General features: G+C 71.0%; 20 protein-coding genes. 13 read left to right on the top strand and 7 right to left on the bottom strand.

Annotated features, from left to right (window positions below):
• Positions 1-12: 12 nt before the first annotated feature.
• The gene (locus ACZ56U_RS14600) at positions 13-1,434 is read right to left on the bottom strand and encodes a tetratricopeptide repeat protein (RefSeq protein WP_469084365.1); all 1,422 of its coding nucleotides are present in this window, start codon (positions 1,432-1,434) and stop codon (positions 13-15) included.
• Between the two features lie 92 nt (positions 1,435-1,526).
• On the opposite strand from ACZ56U_RS14600, the gene ACZ56U_RS14605 reads away from it, so the two are divergent.
• Positions 1,527-2,933 (top strand): FAD-binding oxidoreductase, encoded by a 1,407-nt coding sequence (locus ACZ56U_RS14605; RefSeq protein ID WP_469084366.1) that lies wholly within the window; start codon positions 1,527-1,529, stop codon positions 2,931-2,933.
• A 17-nt stretch (positions 2,934-2,950) separates the two neighbouring features.
• Here the strand turns inward: ACZ56U_RS14605 and ACZ56U_RS14610 are convergent, their stop codons facing one another.
• The gene (locus tag ACZ56U_RS14610; protein ID WP_469084367.1) at positions 2,951-3,364 is read right to left on the bottom strand and encodes an SsgA family sporulation/cell division regulator; all 414 of its coding nucleotides are present in this window, start codon (positions 3,362-3,364) and stop codon (positions 2,951-2,953) included.
• A 214-nt stretch (positions 3,365-3,578) separates the two neighbouring features.
• On the opposite strand from ACZ56U_RS14610, the gene ACZ56U_RS14615 reads away from it, so the two are divergent.
• Positions 3,579-5,120 (top strand): RDD family protein, encoded by a 1,542-nt coding sequence (locus tag ACZ56U_RS14615; protein WP_469084368.1) that lies wholly within the window; start codon positions 3,579-3,581, stop codon positions 5,118-5,120.
• A gap of 89 nt (positions 5,121-5,209) precedes the next feature.
• Positions 5,210-5,875 (top strand): RDD family protein, encoded by a 666-nt coding sequence (locus tag ACZ56U_RS14620; protein WP_469084369.1) that lies wholly within the window; start codon positions 5,210-5,212, stop codon positions 5,873-5,875.
• A gap of 22 nt (positions 5,876-5,897) precedes the next feature.
• Here ACZ56U_RS14620 and ACZ56U_RS14625 read toward each other — a convergent pair whose 3' ends face one another.
• Complete coding sequence (locus ACZ56U_RS14625) at positions 5,898-6,158, bottom strand: hypothetical protein (RefSeq protein WP_469084370.1); 261 nt, start codon at positions 6,156-6,158, stop codon at positions 5,898-5,900.
• Positions 6,159-6,504: 346 nt separating this feature from the next.
• On the opposite strand from ACZ56U_RS14625, the gene ACZ56U_RS14630 reads away from it, so the two are divergent.
• The gene (locus ACZ56U_RS14630) at positions 6,505-8,841 is read left to right on the top strand and encodes an immune inhibitor A domain-containing protein (protein ID WP_469084371.1); all 2,337 of its coding nucleotides are present in this window, start codon (positions 6,505-6,507) and stop codon (positions 8,839-8,841) included.
• A gap of 122 nt (positions 8,842-8,963) precedes the next feature.
• Positions 8,964-9,308, top strand: coding sequence for a hypothetical protein (locus tag ACZ56U_RS14635; protein ID WP_469084372.1), 345 nt, complete (start codon positions 8,964-8,966; stop codon positions 9,306-9,308).
• Positions 9,309-9,412: 104 nt separating this feature from the next.
• On the opposite strand, the gene ACZ56U_RS14640 is transcribed toward ACZ56U_RS14635, so the two are convergent.
• Together ACZ56U_RS14640 and ACZ56U_RS14645 are read right to left on the bottom strand one after the other, a co-directional pair.
• Positions 9,413-10,003 (bottom strand): isochorismatase family protein, encoded by a 591-nt coding sequence (locus ACZ56U_RS14640; RefSeq protein ID WP_469084373.1) that lies wholly within the window; start codon positions 10,001-10,003, stop codon positions 9,413-9,415.
• Between the two features lie 94 nt (positions 10,004-10,097).
• On the bottom strand, positions 10,098-11,447 hold the full coding sequence (locus tag ACZ56U_RS14645) for a nicotinate phosphoribosyltransferase (protein WP_469084374.1): 1,350 nt from the start codon (positions 11,445-11,447) through the stop codon (positions 10,098-10,100).
• A gap of 58 nt (positions 11,448-11,505) precedes the next feature.
• On the opposite strand from ACZ56U_RS14645, the gene clpS reads away from it, so the two are divergent.
• The 7 genes from clpS to ACZ56U_RS14680 all read left to right on the top strand — a co-directional run bounded on the left by clpS (position 11,506) and on the right by ACZ56U_RS14680 (position 16,444).
• On the top strand, positions 11,506-11,823 hold the full coding sequence (clpS, locus tag ACZ56U_RS14650; RefSeq protein ID WP_391236133.1) for an ATP-dependent Clp protease adapter ClpS: 318 nt from the start codon (positions 11,506-11,508) through the stop codon (positions 11,821-11,823).
• Positions 11,824-11,866: 43 nt separating this feature from the next.
• Complete coding sequence (locus tag ACZ56U_RS14655) at positions 11,867-12,469, top strand: DUF2017 domain-containing protein (RefSeq protein ID WP_469084375.1); 603 nt, start codon at positions 11,867-11,869, stop codon at positions 12,467-12,469.
• A 346-nt stretch (positions 12,470-12,815) separates the two neighbouring features.
• Positions 12,816-14,261 (top strand): amino acid permease, encoded by a 1,446-nt coding sequence (locus tag ACZ56U_RS14660; RefSeq protein WP_469084376.1) that lies wholly within the window; start codon positions 12,816-12,818, stop codon positions 14,259-14,261.
• A gap of 174 nt (positions 14,262-14,435) precedes the next feature.
• The gene (locus tag ACZ56U_RS14665) at positions 14,436-14,858 is read left to right on the top strand and encodes a M67 family metallopeptidase (protein ID WP_327717362.1); all 423 of its coding nucleotides are present in this window, start codon (positions 14,436-14,438) and stop codon (positions 14,856-14,858) included.
• A gap of 142 nt (positions 14,859-15,000) precedes the next feature.
• Complete coding sequence (locus ACZ56U_RS14670) at positions 15,001-15,096, top strand: putative leader peptide (protein WP_469084377.1); 96 nt, start codon at positions 15,001-15,003, stop codon at positions 15,094-15,096.
• 113 nt (positions 15,097-15,209) lie between these two features.
• The gene (locus ACZ56U_RS14675) at positions 15,210-15,488 is read left to right on the top strand and encodes a MoaD/ThiS family protein (RefSeq protein WP_353696802.1); all 279 of its coding nucleotides are present in this window, start codon (positions 15,210-15,212) and stop codon (positions 15,486-15,488) included.
• Positions 15,489-15,493: 5 nt separating this feature from the next.
• Positions 15,494-16,444 (top strand): PLP-dependent cysteine synthase family protein, encoded by a 951-nt coding sequence (locus ACZ56U_RS14680; RefSeq protein ID WP_469084378.1) that lies wholly within the window; start codon positions 15,494-15,496, stop codon positions 16,442-16,444.
• Between the two features lie 46 nt (positions 16,445-16,490).
• On the opposite strand, the gene ACZ56U_RS14685 is transcribed toward ACZ56U_RS14680, so the two are convergent.
• Entirely contained in the window at positions 16,491-16,946 is a 456-nt protein-coding gene (locus ACZ56U_RS14685; protein WP_469084379.1) for a type II toxin-antitoxin system PemK/MazF family toxin, read from the bottom strand.
• A 239-nt stretch (positions 16,947-17,185) separates the two neighbouring features.
• Here ACZ56U_RS14685 and ACZ56U_RS14690 point away from each other — a divergent pair, with 239 nt between their 5' ends.
• Positions 17,186-17,938: an MBL fold metallo-hydrolase gene (locus tag ACZ56U_RS14690; protein WP_469084380.1), complete on the top strand. Its 753-nt coding sequence runs from the start codon at positions 17,186-17,188 to the stop codon at positions 17,936-17,938.
• 75 nt (positions 17,939-18,013) lie between these two features.
• Here ACZ56U_RS14690 and ACZ56U_RS14695 read toward each other — a convergent pair whose 3' ends face one another.
• Positions 18,014-19,264, bottom strand: a complete 1,251-nt coding sequence (locus ACZ56U_RS14695) for a PTS transporter subunit EIIC (protein WP_469084381.1) — start codon at positions 19,262-19,264, stop codon at positions 18,014-18,016.
• Positions 19,265-19,374: the final 110 nt, after the last annotated feature.

The following is a 19,374-nucleotide window of genomic DNA, read 5'->3' on the forward strand; positions in this document are numbered from 1 at the left end:
GCCCTGCCGGCCCTAGGACGCCCCCTTCGCGTCCATCACCGGCACGTTCTCCACCGGCGGCTCACCCAGCGCCGCCAGCGCCTGCCGGGCCGCGCGCACGTGCAGCGGCGAGAAGTACGGGTTGATCCGCAGCGCCTCCTGAAGGTGCCGCCGCGCCGGCCCGTACCGCTCCAACCGCCGCTCGATCATGCCCCGGTGGTAGACGTACAGCGCGCTGCGCACCCCGCCGCCGCGCACCGTGTCCGTCGCCCGCACCGCGTACCGCAGCGCCTCCTCGTCCTCACCCGCCCGGTACAGCGCCCACCCCAGCGCGTCGGCCACCGCGATCCCCGGCTGGCGCTCCCACTCGGCCCGCAACCGCCGCACCGCCGCCCGCGGATACCCGTGGTCCGCCTCGAACACCCCGAGCACCAGCTCCTCGTCCGCCCCACCCGCGGCCGCCTCACGCACCCGCTCCCGCAGCAGGTCGTACTGGACCTGGGCGCCCTGCCGCAGCCCCAGCGACTCGTACAACTCGCCCAGCTCCAGGGCGTACTGCGGATCCGGCCGCTTGGCCAGCGCCGCCCGGTAGGCGCTCAGCGCCTCCGAGTTCCGCCCCAGCGCCGCCAGCACCCGCCCCTGCCCGGCCTGCGCGGCCCGCTGGTCCGGGTCGATCCGCACCGCCTCCTGGAAGTTCCGCAGCGCCGGCTCACGGTCACCGCGCTCCCAGGCCAGCTGCCCCACCCGCTCCAGATACGCCGCCCGCTCGGCCGGCGCCTGAGCCCCCGCCGCCGCGTCGGACAGCTGCGCCATCGCGTCCTCCCGCCAGCCCCGGTCCCGGTACACGGCACCGGCCCGCGCCATCACCGCCGGCCCGCCCCGCAGCTCCTGCAACCGCTCCAGAGCCCGCCCGGCCGCCTTCCAGTCGCCGAGCCCGGTGTAGGCGTCGATCAGCGCCGGATACGTCGTCCAGCGCTTCGGCTCCCGCTGCCGGGCCGCCTCGCCCCACTGCTTGGCCGCCCCGAAGTCCCGCCGCGCGTTCGCCAGCGCCGCCATGCCGGCCAGCGCCTCGGCGTTCCGGTCCACCTTCAGGGACGTACGCAGCGCCCGGTCGGCCTTCGGGTAGTACCCGGGCTGTGCGGTCCGCCGCCCCTGCTCCACGTACGCCGCCCCGAGCACCGCCCAGGACTCGGCGTCCCGCGGATGCCGGCGCAGGTGCGCCTCCCGCTCGCCGATCAGCACCGCGAGGTCGGGCAGCGCGGCCGGCACCCCCGCGACGACCGCGGCCCGCGCCTGCGCCCCCGGGGCCGGCGGTGCGGGCGCCCTCGTCCGCGGCGGCTGCCACGGCAGCGCCATCAGCGCCCCGCCGAGCACCAGACACCCGGTGACGGCGGCGATCAGAACCCGTCGGCCGGCACGCGGACGCCGAGGGGCCGCCTCCTCTTGGTTCTCCATGGCGCTCACCATGCGCCAGTACGACGACCACACCCGGGCAGGTGACGGTCGCCGCAGACGGGGTTCACACCGATGGCCCCGGGTGCGACGCTGTGATCATGAGCCGTATCGAAGCGCCTCGCGACGAGGTCACCGGAAACCTGGTCGACCGACTCCTCAGCGGCCTGCCCGCCGAGGCCGTCCTGACCGACCCGGACATCACGGCCTCCTACGCCCACGACATGGCCAGCTTCTGCCCGGCCGGCGCCCCCGCCGTCGTCGTCCTGCCACGCACGGTCGAACAGGTGCAGCACGTCATGCGCACCGCCACCGACCTGCGCGTCCCGGTCGTCCCGCAGGGCGCCCGCACGGGCCTGTCCGGCGGCGCCAACGCCACCGACGGCTGCATTGTGCTGTCCCTGACGAGGATGGACCGCATCCTCGAGATCAGCCCCGTCGACCGCATCGCGGTGGTCGAGCCCGGCGTCCTCAACGCCACCCTCTCCCGCGCGGTCAACGAACACGGCCTCTCCTACCCGCCGGACCCCTCCAGCTGGGAGATGTGCACCATCGGCGGCAACATCGGCACCGCCTCCGGCGGGCTGTGCTGCGTGAAGTACGGCGTGACGGCCGAGTACGTCCTCGGACTCGACGTGGTCCTCGCCGACGGCCGCCTGATGTCCACCGGCCGGCGGACCGCGAAGGGCGTCGCGGGGTACGACCTGACGCGGCTGTTCGTCGGCTCCGAGGGCTCCCTCGGCATCGTCGTACGGGCCACCCTCGCCCTGCGCCCGCAACCGCCCGAACAGCTGGTGCTGGCCGCCGAGTTCGCCTCGGGGGCCGCCGCCTGCGACGCGGTCTGCCGGATCATGGCGGCCGGACACGTGCCGTCCCTCCTCGAACTGATGGACCGCACCACGGTCAAGGCCGTCAACGACCTCGCCCACATGGGGCTCCCGGAGACCACCGAGGCCCTGCTGCTCGCCGCCTTCGACACCACCGACCCGGCCGCCGACCTCGCCGCCCTCGGCGCGCTGTGCGAGACCGCCGGCGCCACCCAGGTGGTCCCCGCCGACGACACCGCCGAGTCCGAACTCCTCCTCCAGGCACGCCGGTTGTCGCTCCCCGCCCTGGAGGCCGTCAAGGGCACGACGATGATCGACGACGTGTGCGTGCCCCGCTCCCGCCTCGCCGAGCTGCTCGAGGGCACCGAGCGGATCGCCGAGCGGCACGGGCTCACCATCGGCGTCGTCGCCCACGCCGGGGACGGCAACACCCACCCCACCGTCTGCTTCGACGCCGCCGACCCCGACGAGTCCCGGCGGGCCCGCGCGTCCTTCGACGAGATCATGGCCCTCGGCCTGGAACTCGGCGGCACGATCACCGGCGAGCACGGCGTCGGCGTGCTGAAGAAGGAGTGGCTGGCCCGCGAGATCGGGCCCGTCGGGGTGGAGATGCAACGGCAGATCAAGCAGGTCTTCGACCCGCTGGGGATCCTGAACCCCGGCAAGCTGTTCTGACCTACGGGGTGCCGGGATCACCGGGCGAGCAGCTGGTCGAGCGCGTCATCGATCCCGAGCTGCTCGCTCTCGGTCCCCGGGGGCACCACCCGCAGCGTCCGCTCCAGCCAGGCGGACACCTGGGCGGTCGGCGCCTCCAGCAGGGCGTCACCGTCGGGTGAACTGAGCGCCATCAGCACGACGCCGCGCCCCTCCGTCTTGGTCGGCCACACCCGCACGTCCCCGTGCCCGCACGGCCGGAACACCCCCTCGATCAGCAGATCGCGGGAGAACGTCCAGTCCACCGGATGGTCGGAGTTGATGTGGAAGGCGACGTGGACGGCGTAGGGGTCGTCGGTGCGGTAGCTCAGCCGGGCCGGGACCGGGATGCTCCGCTCCGGGGACAGGACGAGCCGCAGCTCCAGTTCGCGTTCCACCACGGTGTAGTACATGTCGTACGGTTCCTCTCCGCTCGTGCGCGGCCCTGTGGCGGGCCCGCGGAAGGAGAGAGCGGGGTGGGGCCGCGGGCATTACGCGGGTTCGGGGAACTTTTCTCCGGGCCTCTCGAAGGTGTGGGTCCGGTGGGACTGGAGGCCGGGGGCGGCGCCGGTCTGATAGATGTGGAGCCCCCTCTATTCACCCCCGAGCAGATACGGGACGACGGACATGAGCGCCCCAACCCCGGCACCCGGTGACGACAGGCCCCGCGAGGGGTATTACCCGGACCCCTCCATCCCTGGATACGTCCGGTACTGGAACGGCGCCTCCTGGGTGCCGGGCACGAGCCGTCCGGCCCCGTCCGACGGCGAGGCGGCGGCGCCCGCGCAGGGCGCGTCCTCGGTTGTCCCGCCGGTGGAGGAGACGGGTCCGCACTTCTTCGACGAGGACCCCCGGCCCGCGTCCGAGGTCCAGCACGGCAGCCGTCCCGAGCCCGCCTCCGCCTGGGGCGCCGACCGCGTCCACCAGTCGGGCTTCGGCGGCGACCCGGACCGCCGGGTCTCCTGGGGCGCGGCCGCGGGCACCGACCCCCGCGTCCCCTCCGACACCACGACCGGCGACGGCACCGCGACGATCCCGCCCGCGGAGTCCGACGCCCCGCCCTCGGGCAACACCTTCGTCTTCCGCAGGCCGACGCCCGGGGGAGCGGCACCCTCCGCACCCTCCCCGACGCCCCCGGCGGCACCGGGCACCCCCGGCCCCGCCCCGGCCGGTCCCGGTGTCTCCGGCGGCCCCGCCTTCCCGGCCCCCGCCGGCCCCGGTGGCGACGAGGGGACCATGACCTTCCGGGCGCTCTCCCCGCGCACGGCCCCGCAGGGCGGGGCGCAGGGCGGGGGCACGGGCGGCGCACGCTCCGAGAGCGCGGCGGCGGGCGGCTTCGGACCCCCGTCGGCCACGTCGGCCCCCGGTGCCGCGGCGGGCCCGCAGTCCGCGCCCGGCGGCCAGGGGTTCGCCGCCGGCAAGGTCGCCGCGGAGCGTGCCGCGGCCGCGCAGGTCCAGGCGCCCGCCCCCGCCTCCCCCTCCGGACCGCAGCCGCCCCTGTCCGCGTCCCCCGCCCCGTCCGTGCCGGCGCAGTCCACGCCCATGGCCAGTGGCGTCGGGGGCGGTCAGCCCTCGTGGGCCCAGCAGGTGCACCGCCTGGCGGCGAACCCGGACGAGGAGCAGCCCGTCACGCCCTGGAAGCCGCCCGTCGAGGACATCTTCCAGGCCGCCGCCCGCCGGCAGGCCTCCGCCCGTCCCGCCGGGCTCGGCAAGCGGCTGGCCGCGCGGCTGCTGGACACCGTCGTCCTCGTCGGGGTCACCGGCGCCGCGGCCGTCCCGCTCGGCATCAGGGCGCTCGACCACGTCAACGAGAAGATCGACGCGGCCAAGCTCTCCGGCGAGACCGTCACGGTCTGGCTCCTGGACGGCACCACCTCGGTCTACCTCGGCATCGTCCTCGCCGTCCTGATCCTCTTCGGCGTCCTGTACGAGGCGCTGCCCACCGCCAAGTGGGGCCGCACCCTCGGCAAGAAGCTGTTCGGCCTTCAGGTGCGGGACATCGAGGGCGGCGAACCCCCCACCTTCGGCGCCGCCCTGCGCCGCTGGCTCGTCTACAGCGTCCCCGGTCTGCTCGCCATCGGTGTCGTGGGTGTCGTGTGGGGGCTGTTCGACAAGCCGTGGCGCCAGTGCTGGCACGACAAGGCCGCACATACGTTCGTGGCGGGATAGCCGGATACGGCGAGAGAGCCGGACGATTCCGTACCCCGGACGGCCGCTCGCCGGATGCGGAGCCGGGGGGTTCGCGGTCGACTCGGGCCATGAGCAGCGAACCGCCCCCCGGCTCCGGCCGGCAGCCGCCGGAAGACGACCGGTTCAGGAAGCAGCCCCCGCCGCCGGGCGACGCGGGCTCGCCGTACGGCAGCCAGCCCCCGCCGTACGGCGGCAGCCCCTACGAGGGCGGCCCTCAGGGAGGCAGCCCCTACGGCGGTGGTGATCCGTACGGCGGCGGCTCGTACCCGAACGATCCGCTCGCCGGTATGCCCCCGCTCGCCGACAGCGGCAGGCGCACCCTCGCCCGGATCATCGACATGATCCTCGTCGGCGTCGTCGTCGCCCTGCTCACCTGGGGCTTCAACGTCAACGAGTACGACGTGGACACCGACAAGGTCGAGTACGGCAAGTCGTTCACGCAGTCGCTCGTGGCCGCCGTGCTCTACATCGCCTACGACACTGTCATGATCAGCCGCTCCGGCCAGACGCTCGGCAAGAAGTGGCTCGGCCTGCGCGTGGCCAACCTGGAGAACGGCTCCACGCCCTCCGTGCAGACCGCGCTGGCGCGTGCGGCGGTGCTGTGGATCCCGTTCGCGTTCTGCTGCGCCTGCGTGTGGACCGCCGTCTCGGGCGGCTGGAGCTTCTTCGACAAGCCCTACAAGCAGGGCCTGCACGACAAGGCGGCCAAGACGGTGGTGGTCAGCACCGCCTGACCGGCACCGCCGAACGCGACGGTCAGGCGGCGGTCCTGGAGCTCGTGGCCGCGGCCGGCACGGGCTCCTGGGCCGCCTCGGTGGCGGGCTTGCGCATGGCGACCACACGCGCCCTGGGCGTCGGTACCGTCAGGGCGACGAGCAGCCCGAGGACGAGCGCGGCGACGGTGATGACCACGATCCCCACGCCCGAACTCGTCTGTGACAGCAGCAGCATGGCGAGCGTCGAGAAGATCACGGTGAACGAACCGTAGGCGAGCTGTGCGGCAGTCGGACGAGGCATGGCAATCGTGTCCTCGGAAGTGGGGGTCCACGGGGGTGTCGGCCTGGCATTCCGTCGGTTCCGGAGCGTTCCGCCAAGCGACTCTATTCGCGTGCATGCCCGAGCGGAACGAACGGTAAGCGTGACCTAACCAACAGTACCGGTGCACGGGGGGCGCACGGAGTCATACCGTCCACGAAGTGGACGGACGCGAGCGCCGGTCGAGGACCGCTCCGGACCCGCCCGAGGCGTTCGCAAAGCGGACACCGGATCCGCATAGTGCAGTTGTCCTGTTCAAGTCAAGGTCTGTCTTTTCTGCCGAACCTCTAGTCGAATGCCGTCACTTGACTAGGGGAGGAAGACTCCAGTGCCCAGCAGACCCTGGACGTTCAGAGCGGCCGCGACCACCGTCGCGCTGGCCGCCGCGATGGCGGCGACCACCACGTTCGCCGCGGCGCAGGCCGACCCGGCGGCACCGGCCGCCGCACAGCGCACCGACCCGCAGCCCACGAAGACCACGCGGGAGCACGACCTCGACGGCCCGCTCTCCAAGACCCGCGAGGCGCAGCGCGAAGAGGCGCTCAAGCAGGTCATCTCCGGTGCCGCCACGGTGAAGGACCGCGACGGCTCCCAGGTCGTCGCGCTCAAGAGCCGCAAGGGCGACAGCAAGTACGTCGAGCTGGGCCGCGAGCGGACCGACAAGATCTTCACGATCCTCGTCGAGTTCGGCGACCAGGTCGACAGCCGCTACGGCGGCACCCCCGGCCCGGCCCACAACGAGATAGCCCGGCCGGACCGCGCCGCGGACAACTCCACGGCCTGGCAGGCGGACTACGACAAGGCCCACTACGAGGACCTCTACTTCGGCGACGGCACCGCGTCGATGAAGAGCTACTACGAGAAGCAGTCCTCGGGCCGGTACTCGATCGAGGGCGAGGTCACCGACTGGGTCAAGGTCCCCTACAACGAGGCCCGTTACGGCTCCAACTCCTGTGACACCTGCGCCTGGAACGCGGTGCGGGACGGAGTGGACGCCTGGGTCGCCCAGCGGAAGGCGGCGGGGCGCACCGACGCCCAGATCAAGACGGAGATCGCCGAGTTCGACCAGTGGGACCGCGACGACTTCGACGGCGACGGCGACTTCAACGAGCCCGACGGCTACATCGACCACTTCCAGATCGTGCACGCCGGTGAGGACGAGTCCGCGGGCGGCGGCGCCCAGGGCGAGGACGCGATCTGGGCGCACCGCTGGTTCGCCTTCGGCACCGACGCGGGCGCCACCGGCCCCACGGGCAACCTGCTCGGCGGCACCCAGGTCGGCGGCACCGGCATCTGGGTCGGCGACTACACCATCCAGCCGGAGAACGGCGGACTCGGCGTCTTCGCCCACGAGTACGGCCACGACCTCGGTCTGCCGGACCACTACGACACCTCCGGCGGCGGCGAGAACTCCACCGGCTTCTGGACCCTGATGTCCTCCGGCTCCTGGCTCGGCACCGGCAAGGACACCATCGGCGACATGCCCGGCGACATGACCGCCTGGGACAAGCTGCAACTGGGCTGGCTGGACTACGACGTGGCGAAGGCCGCGACCCGGTCGAAGCACAAGCTGGGGCTCGCCGAGTACCACACGAAGAACAAGCAGGCGCTCGTCGTAGAGCTGCCCGAGAAGCCCGTCACCACCGAGCTCGTGGCCCCCGCCCAGGGCGCCACCCAGTGGTGGAGCGGCAGCGGCAACGACCTCAAGAACACGCTGGCCCGTTCCGTCGACCTCACCGGCCGGTCCTCGGCGACGCTGACCCTCGACGGCTGGTGGGCCACCGAGAAGAACTACGACAACCTCTACACCGAGGTCTCCACCGACGGCGGCGCCAACTGGACGCCGATCGACGGCACCGCGGACGGCCAGGCCCTCCCGCGCGACGCCGGCGACAAGCCGGTGATCACCGGGTTCTCGGAGACGTACAAGAAGCTGTCCTTCCCGCTGGACGCCTACGCGGGCCGGAAGATCGACCTGCGCTTCCGCTACGCCACCGACGGCGGCGTGGCCGGGCAGGGCTTCACGGCCGACCGGATCTCGGTGGTCGCCGACGGCACCGCGCTGTTCGCGGACGACGCCGAGAGCGCGGACGCGGCCTGGACGGCGAAGGGCTTCTCCCGGGTGGGCGCGTCCTTCACCAAGGACTACGCGCAGTACTACCTCGCCGAGAACCGCCAGTACGTGTCGTACGACAGGACGTTGAAGGTCGGCCCGTACAACTTCGGCTTCTCCACGACCCGTCCGAGCTGGGTGGAGCACTTCCCGTACCAGAACGGCCTGTTGATCTGGAAGTGGGACACCTCCCAGCCGGACAACAACACCAGCGAGCACCCCGGCGTCGGTCTGCTGCTGCCGGTCGACTCGCACCCGACCGCGCTGAAGTGGTCCGACGGGACGCCGATGCGCAGCCGCATCCAGTCCTACGACTCGCCCTTCAGCCTGTACCGCACGGACGGCATCACGCTGCACAACGCGGACGTCGCGACGCGCGTCCCGTCGTCGAGGGGGGTGCCGGTCTTCAACGACCACACGAGCACCTACTACGACGAGACGACCCCGTTCGCGGGCGTCAGGCTCACTGACACCAACACCAAGATCAGGATCGTCAAGGAGGCCAAGAACGGCTCCGTGATCACGCTCGAAGTGGGCCGCGCGACGAAGTAAACCGCGTTTGCGCAGGTCAGAGGCGAATCGGCGGTGACCCCCTGGCGGGTCGCCGCCGATCGTGTTTAGGTGCGTCCTGATGGTTCTCTTATTGACACCGGTGCACACGGGGGTGTGACTGCATGGCCGCAGGAGGTTTCTGCAAGCTGCCGACCGGCAGCGTGGTGGTGGCGCTGAACCTGCCCAGACCCGCCACCGACGGCACGGGCTGCGTCCGTGTCCTCGTCCATGCCCAGAACCGCGCACGAGCCCTGACCAGGCTCCGCAACCTGGGCCTTCGAGCGGTCTACCTCCGCGGCAACGCGGCGCCGCCGAGCCCCGACGAGATCACCGCCGTCCTGCACCACCCGGACGGCCTCATATGGCGCACCGCCCCTGACAACGCTGTCGCCCTGGGCCCGGAACTCGCCCAGGAGCTCTGGCACCCGATCAGGGCCCTGCTGAGGAGGCCGACGGCACCGGCCTGAGACCCCGGGCCTGAGACCCGGCGGGCCTGATCTCCCGAGCCGCCGGGCCACGGCTCAGGACGCGCCGCCGGGCCACGGGCGACGCCCCGGCGGTCCGCGTCCGGCTACTGCACCACCGGCTTGCCCGAGAGGTCCACGCCCGCGTCGCGCATCGCCTCCAGGGCCCGCTCGGTCGTCTCGGCGGCCACCCCGGCGGTCAGGTCGAGGAGCACCTGGGTGCGGAAGCCCTGGCGGACCGCGTCCAGGGCGGTGGCCCGTACGCAGTGGTCGGTCGCGATGCCGACCACGTCCACCTCCAGGACGTCCCGCGCCCGCAGCCAGTCGCCCAGCGGGACGCCGTTCTCGTCGGCGCCCTCGAAGCCGCTGTAGGCCGCCGCGTACGCCCCCTTGTCGAAGACGGCGTCGACGGCGCCGGAGGCGACGGCCGGGGCGAAGTTCGGGTGGAAGCCCACGCCCTCGGTGCCGGCGACGCAGTGCGCGGGCCAGGAGTGGACGAAGTCGGGGTTGTCGGCGAAGTGGCCGCCGGGCGCGATGTGGTGGTCGCGGGTGGCCACCACGTGCTGGTACCCGGAACCGGCCGCCTGTCCGATCAGCTCGGTGACGGCGGCGGCCACATCGGCACCCCCGGCCACCGCGAGGCTGCCCCCTTCGCAGAAGTCGTTCTGTACGTCGACGACGATCAAGGCGCGGCGCATGGTGGGTGTCCTTCGACTAAGAGTGAAGTTACGAGTCTGGAGACTTCGGCGGCGCTGCGGGAGGGCGTACCCGCGAGGGAGCCCGGTCCGGCCCCTACTGGCTACCCGAGCGCCCCTGGACGTACTCCGTCGGAAGGACGGGTTCCCCGCGCGACAGCTGGGTCGCCGACAGCGGCAGCCCGTCCCGCGCGGCGGTGTGCCGGTCCCGTACGACGTCCAGCGGCTCGCGGGCGACCACGTCACCGCCCTTGACGAGCTCGACGAGCAGCTGCCGGTCGGCGTACTCGGCCGGGACCGCCCCGGTGCCGACGACCTCCGCCTCCGCGATCCCGTCCGCGTCCAGTCGCCGGGCCGCCCACTTGCGGCCGCCGACGGAGCTCTTGCCGCCGGAGGACTTCTTCGCGACCGGCACCAGCGGCGCCTTCGGGTCGGCGGACTCGGCGCGGGCGACCAGCTTGTAGACCATCGAGGCGGTCGGGTGCCCGGAGCCGGTCACCAGCTGGGTGCCGACGCCGTACGCGTCCACGGGCGCCGCGGCGAGCGAGGCGATGGCGTACTCGTCGAGGTCCGAGGTCACGATGATCCTCGTGTCGGTCGCCCCCAGCTCGTCCAGCTGCTGCCGCACCCGGTGCGCGACGAGGAGCAGGTCGCCCGAGTCGATGCGGACGGCGCCCAGCTCGGGCCCGGCGACCTCCACCGCCGTACGGACGGCCTCCGTCACGTCGTAGGTGTCGACGAGCAGGGTGGTGCCCCGGCCCAGCGAGTCCACCTGGGCCTGGAAGGCGTCGCGCTCCCGGTCGTGCAGCAGCGTGAAGGCGTGGGCGGAGGTGCCGACGGTCGGGATGTTGTAGCGGAAGCCGGCCGCCAGGTCGGAGGTGGAGGCGAAGCCGCCGACGTACGCGGCGCGGGAGGCGGCGACGGCGGCCAGCTCGTGGGTGCGGCGGGCGCCCATCTCGATCAGCGGGCGGCCGCCGGCGGCCGAGGACATCCGGGAGGCGGCCGCGGCGATCGCCGAGTCGTGGTTGAGGATGGACAGGATCACGGTCTCCAGCAGCACGCACTCGGCGAAGGAGCCCTCGACCCGCATGATCGGCGAGCCCGGGAAGTACACCTCGCCCTCCGGGTAGCCCCAGATGTCACCGGAGAAGCGGTAGGAGGCGAGCCACTCAAGGGTCTCCGCGTCCACGATGTCCCGCTCGGCCAGGAAGCCCAGGACGCCGGGGTCGAAACGGAAGTTCTCGACGGCGTCCAGGACCCGCCCGGTGCCCGCGACGACGCCGTAGCGGCGCCCGTCCGGCAGGCGCCGGGTGAAGACCTCGAAGACGCTGTGCCGCTCGGCGGTACCCGCCTTCAGCGCCGCCTGGAGCATCGTCAGCTCGTACTGGTCCGTGAAGAGCGCCGTCGAGGGAACGTCCACTGGCAGCCCAAGGTCCGCTGTGTTCATAACAACGGATGCTACCCCACTTCGCGTCAGTGTGACGATTTGTGGGGCTCGTGGCAGCATGGGCCCTGTGACGTCACCCGCTCCCGTAGAGATCGAACGCACCGAGTCGGCGGAAGAGGTCTTCGCCGCCCCCGAGCCGGACGTCCCCTGGGTCACCATCGTGCACAACGACCCGGTCAACCTCATGAGCTACGTGACCTACGTCTTCCAGACCTACTTCGGGTACTCGAAGGACAAGGCCACCAAACTCATGCTCGACGTTCACCACAAGGGCCGGGCGGTCGTCTCCAGCGGGACCCGCGAGGAGATGGAACGCGACGTGCAGGCCATGCACGGCTACGGCCTGTGGGCCACCCTCCAGCAGGACCGGAAATGACCCGACCCCGCTCGCAGGACCGGAAGTAGCTGAACTGACCTTCATGCCTGGACACTTCGAACCGCTCCCCGGCGGCGGCGCGGCCGTCGCCCTCGACGACGTCGAGATCTCGATCATCCGGTCGCTGGCCGTCCAGCTCCTGGAGCTCATCGGTCCCGGCCCCGCCGAGGACACCTCCGGCGACCCCCTCGCCGAGCTCTTCGCCGACGGCCCGAGCGAGCCGCCCTCCGACCCGGTCCTCCGGCGCCTGTTCCCCGACGCCTACAGCGACCCCGAGGGCACGCCGGGGCCCGAGCGGGCACAGGAGCAGAAGGCGTACTCCTCGGAGTTCCGCCGGTACACCGAGAACGACCTCAGGGCCGGCAAGCGGGAGAACGCCCTCGCGGTCGTCCGGTCCCTGGACGCGCTGCGCCCGGTGGGCGACGGCGGGGCGGTGCTCAAGCTGTCGCCGCAGGAGTCACGGCAGTGGCTCGGTTCCCTCAACGACCTGCGCCTCGCCATCGGCTCCCGGCTGGAGATCACCGACGAGGAGGACACGGACCTCCTCTACCGGCTCCCGGACGAGGACCCCCGTAAGCCGATGGTGATGGCCTACCTGTGGCTGGGCGGACTCCAGGAAACCCTCGTCACGACCCTTCTGCCGTAGTTTGTGACGATTTTGTGTTCGCTCAGCGGACGCTCAAATCCGGATAACGATCACGTCACCGTGGTCACGGCGTATGCCCGTCCCGGTGGCCCTTTGTCCGCTTCTTCCTGTGTGCTGCGCCACATCTCGCCCAGGTGATCGATGGTGCGGCCGTGATAAATCTTCACGACCGCCCGACGAACACCATCCGTATGTTCGGTCGGGTGCGCCACCGAGCCGGCGGATCGCCGGCCAGGCACGAGCGGGCCTCGCACGCCCGCTCAGCTCCATCCATCCGGGGGGATCGAGAACCGATCCGGGGCCGACGAGAGGCCCGGGTCGGCATGGAGAAAGGCGCACCACACACATGACCTCCGCTCAGGTCGACACAGGTTCGGAGAAGACCTCCGAAGAGGGTTACGAGCGTGGCCTCGGCAGTCGCCAGGTCCAGATGATCGCGATCGGCGGCGCCATCGGCGTCGGCCTCTTCCTGGGAGCCGGGGCGAACATCGCCAAGGCCGGGCCCAGCCTGATCCTCATGTACGCCCTCGCCGGCGTGATCATCTTCTTCATCATGCGGGCGCTCGGTGAGCTCCTGCTCTACCGCCCGGTCTCGGGTTCGTTCGCCGAGTACTCCCGGGAGTTCCTCGGCCCGTTCTTCGGCTACTTCACCGGCTGGACGTACTGGCTGATGTGGGTCGTCACCGGCATGGCCGAACTCACGGCCGCCGCGATCTACGTCCACTACTGGTTCCCGGACGTCCCGCGATGGGTCACCGCCCTGGCCTTCCTGGTGATCCTCTTCGGGGTCAACCTGATCTCCGTGAAGGTCTTCGGCGAGCTCGAGTTCTGGTTCTCGATGGTCAAGGTCACCGCCCTGATCGGCATGATCGTGATCGGCCTGGGCGTGCTCACCTTCGGTTTCAGCGCCGCCGGCGACACCGCCGCCGTCTCCAACCTCTGGGCCTTCGACGGCTTCTTCCCGCACGGCGTCGGCTCGTCCCTGATGACCCTGCAGGGCGTCATGTTCGCCTACCTCGCGGTCGAACTGGTCGGCGTCACCGCCGGTGAGTCGGAGAACCCGGAGAAGACCCTCCCGAAGGCGATCAACACCCTGCCGTGGCGTATCGCGCTGTTCTACGTCGGCGCCCTGACCGTCATCCTGTGCGTGGTGAAGTGGACCGAGTTCGCGGAAGGCGTCAGCCCCTTCGTGAAGGCCTTCGCGGTGATCGGCATCCCGACCGCCGCCGGCATCGTCAACTTCGTCGTGCTGACCGCGGCCCTGTCCTCCTGCAACTCCGGTATGTACTCCACGGGCCGCATGCTGCGGAACCTGGCGGAGAGCGGCGAGGCGCCGGCGGCCTTCAAGAAGCTGTCCTCCACCAAGACCCCGGCCCTCGGTATCGCGGTCTCCGTCGCCTTCATGGGCATCGGGGTCGTCCTCAACTACGTCGTTCCCGAGAAGGCGTTCGGGTACGTCGTCTCCGTGGCGACCGCGGCCGGCATCTGGACCTGGCTGATGATCCTGATCAGTCATGTGCTGTACCGCCGTGCGGTCGACGCGGGCCGCCTGCCCGCCTCCTCCTTCCCGGCGCCGGGCGGCGCGAAGTGCTCGTACGTCGCCATCGCCTTCCTGCTCTTCGTCACCGGTCTCATCGCGTACGACGCCGACTCGCGCGTCTGCCTGTACGTCATGGCGGGCTGGGCCGCGGCCCTCGGTATCGGCTGGACGGTGCTCAAGAGCCGCAACCCGGAGATCACCCGGCGGCGTGAGCCGGGCGTCGAGAAGGCGGACGTCGAAAAGGCGGGCTGACCCCCTCCCACAGGACGTCCGGTGGACGGGAGCTCTCGTGGAACCCCCTGCCACAGCCACAGCCACAGCCACAGCCGCAGCGGCAGCCGCTGTCACTGTCGCTCGGCGTCCGGCATATGGGCCGCCCCGTACCACCTGTCGGTACGGGGCGGCCCTTTGCTTATCCTGGCCAGCATGCTGACCATCACCCAGGCCCTCGTCGACCAGATCGTCGCGCACGCGCGCAAGGACCACCCCGACGAGGCCTGCGGCGTCGTCGCGGGCCCGGCCGGCTCCGACCGCCCCGAGCGCTTCATCCCGATGCTGAACGCGGCCATGTCACCCACGTTCTACGAGTTCGACTCCGGCGATCTGCTCAAGCTCTACCGCGAGATGGACGACCGCGACGAGGAACCGGTGGTCATCTACCACTCCCACACCGCCACCGAGGCCTACCCCTCCCGCACCGACGTCTCCTACGCCAACGAGCCCGGCGCCCACTACGTCCTGGTCTCGACGGCGGACACCGACGGCCTCGGCGACTTCCAGTTCCGCTCCTACCGGATCGTCGACGGCGAGATCACGGAGGAGGAGGTCACGGTCGTGGAGGCGTACTGAGCGAGGCGTACCGCCGTCGTCCCCGCCCGGCTGGTCCTGCGCGCGTCCGTCTGAGCTGTGCGGTCTCATATTCCGGCCGGAATCCGTCCACCATGTGGGATCACATTCGGGGACCCCGACCGGGAATCGATACGATGAGCCCATGGTTTTCGATGACGTGAGCGACAAGACGCCGGGCATGCTGCTCGTGGCGCGGCTGCACGTCGACCTGTGCAGGCTCGCCAGCGCCATCTGTTGACGCTGCCCCCTGCCGCCGTACGGCCGTGAGCCGCGGCGCTCCCGCCCGCACCACCCGCATGCCGGCGCTGCCGCGCGCCACCGACCAGACCCTTCCGACAGGAGCCCTCAGCCATGGCCATCGAGGTCCGCATCCCCACCATCCTCCGCACCTACACCGACGGCCAGAAGGCGGTGGAGGGCAACGGGGACACCCTCGCCGAGCTCTTCGCCGACCTCGAGACCCGCCACCCGGGCGTCCAGGCCCGCATCGTGGACGGCGGCGAGCTGCGCCGCTTCGTCAACGTCTACCTCAACGACGAGGACGTCCGCTTCCTGGAGGGCATCAACACCAAGCTCGCCGACGGCGACAACGTCACGATCCTGCCGGCCGTGGCCGGCGGCATGGCCTGATCCCCATGCGCTACGACTCCCCGCTGGCCGCGGTGGGCAACACCCCTCTGGTGTGCCTGCCGCGGCTGTCGCCGTCCGCCGACGTCCGCATCTGGGCCAAGCTGGAGGACCGCAACCCCACCGGCTCGGTCAAGGACCGCCCGGCCCTGCACATGATCGAGCAGGCGGAGAAGGACGGGCGCCTCACACCGGGCTGCACCATCCTGGAGCCGACCAGCGGCAACACCGGCATCTCCCTGGCCATGGCGGCCAAGCTCAAGGGCTACCGCATGGTCTGCGTGATGCCCGAGAACACCTCGCAGGAACGCCGGGACCTGCTCGGCATGTGGGGCGCGGAGATCATCCCCTCGCCCGCGGCGGGCGGCTCCAACACCGCCGTCCGGGTCGCCAAGGAACTCTCCGCCGAGCACCCCGACTGGGTGATGCTCTACCAGTACGGCAACCCCGACAACGCGGGCGCCCACTACGCCACGACCGGCCCGGAGATCCTCAACGACCTCCCCTCCGTCACCCACTTCGTGGCGGGCCTCGGCACCACGGGCACCCTCATGGGCGTCGGCCGCTACCTGCGCGAGCACAAGCCGGACGTCAGGATCGTCGCCGCCGAACCGCGCTACGACGACCTGGTGTACGGCCTGCGCAACCTCGACGAGGGCTTCGTCCCCGAGCTCTACGACGCCTCGGTCCTGACCACCCGCTTCTCGGTCGGCTCGGCGGACGCGGTGACCCGCACCCGCGAACTCCTCCAGCAGGAGGGCATCTTCGCGGGCGTCTCGACGGGCGCCGCCCTGCACGCCGCGATCGGCGTCGGCAACAAGGCGCTCAAGGCGGGGGAGAGCGCGGACATCGTCTTCGTCGTGGCCGACGGCGGCTGGAAGTACCTCTCGACGGGCGTCTACACCGCGGCGACGACGGAAGAGGCCATCGAGACCCTCCAGGGCCAGCTCTGGGCATGAGCGACCGGACCACGCTCCAGAGCCAGAGCCCGGCCGTGGTCGAAACCTAGCTCGCCAGGTGTCGGACCTGGTCCCACAGGACCGGGTCCACCACCCCCACCCTGCGCCGGAAGTCCCACACCGGGACCTCGCGCAGCTCGTCCGTCTCCAGGAAGCTCGCGCGGCCGTGGGCGTCGCCCACCGAACCCGGGGGCAGCGGGATCACCCCGGCCCGCTCGTCGTGGTACTTGCTGGTGATCTTCGCGACGACCGCGCGCTTCCCGCGCACCGCGAGCACCAGACAGGGCCGGTCCTTGGCCCCCGGCCCGTCCTCGAAGGGCACGTTCGCCCACCAGATCTCCGCGGCCCGCGGCCGCGCCACGGTTCCGCGCCGCTCCGGACGCCCGGGCGGCCGCGTCCTGCGCCCGCCCGGCCGGCTCCCGCGCCCCCACCCGTCCACGAGCGTGGCGACGAGCGCGAGCAACACCACCGCCGCGAGCGCCAACCACCAGGACGTGTCCATGAGGACGACGTTACCGGCGCGCGATGTCCACCGCGCGCCTTCTCTTCAGCCTCATGCGCCCCCGGTCCAGCCGAACCGGTGACAGCACAGGTGAGTTCGCCCACAACAGCCCTTGGCGGAGGAGCGACAGGGGGTTTTGCGCCTTACGCTCGACGGACCGCACGACCCCCGAGTCCCCCCTTCCCGACCTTCTGGATTCCTGGTTTTCCCGGACCACCGCCAGCGGAGGTTTCTGCTTTATGAAGCTCACCGTCGTCGGCTGCTCGGGGTCGTTCCCGTCCGCGGAATCGGCCTGCTCGAGCTACCTCGTAGAGGCCGACGGCTTCCGGCTGCTTCTCGACATGGGCAACGGTGCCCTGGGCGAGTTGCAGCGCCACTGCGGTCTCTACGACCTCGACGCGATCTTCCTCAGCCATCTGCACGCCGACCACTGCATCGACATGTGCGCGTACTTCGTCGCACGCTACTACCGCCACGAGGGCGGCCGCTGCGACCCCCTCCCGGTCTACGGCCCCGAGGGCACCGAACACCGCCTGACCACGGCCTACGCCGACACCCCCTCCGCCTCCTCCATGAGCGAGGTCTTCGACTTCCACACGGTCAAGCCGTCCACCTTCGAGGTCGGCCCCTTCACCGTGCACACCGAGCGCGTGGCGCACCCGGTCGAGGCGTACGGCATCCGCGTCGAGCACGGCGGCAGGTCGCTGACGTACTCCGGCGACACGGGTGCCACCCCCGCGCTGGACGAACTCGCCCGGGACACCGACCTGTTCCTGTGCGAGGCCGCGTTCACGCACGGCAAGGAGGACATCCCCGACCTGCACCTCAACGGCCGCGAGGCGGGAGAGACCGCGGCCCGGGCAGGCGCCCGCCGCCTGGTCCTCACCCACATCCCCCCGTGGACCGACCCGCAGGTCAACCTCACCGACGCCCGCGCGGTCTACGACGGGCCGGTGGAACTGGCGACGCCCAGGGTGTCGTACGACATCTGACTCCCCGTACGTGCGCGAAGGCCCCGGAACCATCCCGGTTCCGGGGCCTTCGTCATGCCGTACGGCGGTCGGGACTCACGCCTTCGTGAGGTCCTCGACCTCCTCCTCGGGCTCGCGGCCCGGGGTGGGGAGGTTCCACCTGGTGATGGCGAAGCGGAAGACGAAGTAGTAGATCGCTCCGAAGACCAGGCCGATCGGAATGATCAGCCACGGCTTCGTGGCGAGGTTCCAGTTCAGCGCGTAGTCGATGAAACCGGCGGAGAAGTTGAAGCCGGCGTGGACTCCCAGCCCCCAGGTGACCGCCATGGAGATGGCGGTGAGCAGCGCGTGGATGCCGTAGAGGATCGGGGCGATGAACATGAACGAGAACTCGATCGGCTCGGTCACACCGGTCACGAACGAGGTCAGCGCGAGCGAGATCATCATGCCCATCACGGCCTTGCGGCGCTCGGGACGAGCGGTGTGAGCGATGGCGATCGCGGCGGCGGGCAGACCGAACATCATGATCGGGAAGAAGCCCGACATGAACATTCCGGCGGTCGGGTCACCGGCCAGGAAGCGGCTGTAGTCGCCGTGGACGACCTCGCCCGCCGCGTTCGTGAAGTCGCCGAGCTGGAACCAGGCCACCGTGTTCACGAACTGGTGCATGCCGATGGGGATCAGGGCACGGTTGATCAGACCGAAGAGGGCGGCACCGAACGAGCCGAGACCGGTCATCCACTCGCCGAAGTTGCCGATGCCCTCGCCGATCGGCTCCCAGACCAGCCCGAAGAAGACACCGACGAAGACGCCGACGAAGGCCATGATGATCGGGACGAGGCGGCGGCCGTTGAAGAAGCCGAGCCAGTCCACGAGCTTCTTGCGGTGGTACCGCTGCCACAGGACTGCGGAGAGCAGACCCATGATGATGCCGCCGAGGACACCGGGGTTGTTGTAGGTCGCGGCTATGTCCGCGCCCGCCTGAACCTTGGCCTCGGTGACCGGGAAGGCTTCCAGGACCTTGCTGTAGACCAGGAAGCCGACCAGGGCGGCGAGGGCGGTCGAGCCGTCGGACTTCTTGGCGAAGCCGATGGCGACGCCGATGCAGAAGAGCAGGGGCAGGCTGCCGGTGATGGCGCCGCCCGCCTTGTCGAAGACCAGGGCGACCTTGTCCCAGCCGAGGCCGTCGGCCCCGAACACGTCGGGCTGGCCGAGCCGCACCATCAGGCCCGCCGCCGGCAACACGGCGATCGGAAGCTGCAGGCTGCGGCCGACCTTCTGCAGGCCCTGGAAAAGACCGGATCCCCGCTTCTTTGCGGGGGCCGCCGTGTCGGTGGCGGTACTCATACGTCCTCCATCGGGTGGTGGTCTACACCACTCAGTGGTGTAGACCTGTTGTAGCACGATGAAGGCGACGTAAGGAACCCACGATTCCGTGACGGGAACCGTGGGTTCTG

It is taken from the genome of Streptomyces sp. NPDC034103, assembly GCF_055575395.1.